Source organism: Polynucleobacter sp. 39-46-10, assembly GCF_002282275.1.
Genome location: NZ_NCJB01000504.1, coordinates 1 through 1,262 on the forward strand (window position 1 = coordinate 1; position 1,262 = coordinate 1,262).

2 protein-coding genes are annotated in these 1,262 nt (G+C 45.3%); both read left to right on the forward strand.

What is annotated here, in order from left to right; translation table 11 throughout:
* The first annotated feature begins 2 nt into the window (after positions 1-2).
* Positions 3-131, forward strand: a complete 129-nt coding sequence (locus B7X71_RS17200) for a diacylglycerol kinase (RefSeq protein ID WP_363927303.1) — start codon at positions 3-5, stop codon at positions 129-131.
* 42 nt (positions 132-173) lie between these two features.
* On the forward strand, positions 174-1,112 hold the full coding sequence (locus tag B7X71_RS17205) for a GNAT family N-acyltransferase (protein WP_293598311.1): 939 nt from the start codon (positions 174-176) through the stop codon (positions 1,110-1,112).
* The last annotated feature ends 150 nt before the right edge of the window (positions 1,113-1,262 follow it).

The window sequence follows — 1,262 nt, forward strand, 5'->3', positions numbered from 1 at the left end:
TAATCTCCTTTGATCATCATGACCTATCTAAAAGAGCTAAAGACTTTGGCTCAGCTGCAGTCATGTTGGCATTACTGATTGCAGCTCTACTTTGGGCCACCATTTGCCTCCCTCTTGTCATCAATTGGTAACAGAGCCCTTTTACGATTGACTTAACCTAAATAAGGAAACTCATGTCCGATATCCCAAATCCTCTAGCTGCATTTGATCTGTTTAATGGGCGATTTGAGCAAAAGCCAAAAAAAGAGAAGACCAGCAAAGCCAAAGCAATTAAAAAACTTTTTCCCAAGAAAATTGCCAAGAAATTATTCGGTAAAAAGTTCGCTTTGCGTGCACGTAACGAAGTGTTGGCCATCGAGCCGATTGTTAACGAAAAAGTAATTAGCAAGGCCAAGCGCCCTGCTTTTCAAATTAGCTGGGCCTCAAATCCTAAGGAAGTGAAGGAAGCTCAACGTTTGCGTTTCAAAGTATTTGCAGAGGAAATGGGTGCAAGCCTACCAGCTCATCCTGAAGACTTGGATATCGATGAGTTTGACGCCTACTGCGACCATCTTCTCATCCGCGATCAAGAGACACTGAAGGTAGTTGGTACCTATCGAGTCCTACCACCGCACAAAGCCGCCGAGATTGGTCGCCTTTACTCCGACTCTGAATTTGATCTTTCTCGCCTCAATCACTTGCGCCCCAAGATGGTTGAATTAGGTCGATCATGTGTTCATGCTGACTATCGCTCAGGCGCAGTCATCATGGCATTGTGGAGCGGACTAGCCCAGTACATGCAAAAACACGATTATGAAATCATGCTTGGATGTGCAAGTATTCCTATGGCAGACGGCGGTCATTTTGCCGCAAGCCTATACAACTCACTGAGCAATGATCAAATGGCTCCAGTAGAAAATCACGCCTTCCCGAGACTACCACTGCCCTTGGAGCGCTTAAATGGCGGTTTACAAGTTGAGCCACCGCCCTTGATTAAAGGCTACCTTAAGTTAGGCGCTAAGATTTGCAGTGCGCCAGCCTGGGATCCAGATTTTAATACTGCAGACGTACTCACCATGCTCCGCTTATCTGAAATCAATCCACGCTACGCCAAGCACTTCTTAGTTATGTAATTAACGCAAGATTACTTTATAAGGACGGCCGATACGTTCCCACTCGGCCGCTTCCTTTAGCAAACTAAATTCGGTCAAAGGATGCTCCTCAACCCAATCTTTTGATAGGCTCACAATATAAGAGCCGTCTACTTCAGATACCTTGACTTT

Excerpts from the sequence above, each read along its gene's own strand:
- B7X71_RS17205 (WP_293598311.1), top strand. The coding sequence starts at position 174 with ATGTCCGATATCCCAAATCCTCTAGCTGCATTTGATCTGTTTAATGGG.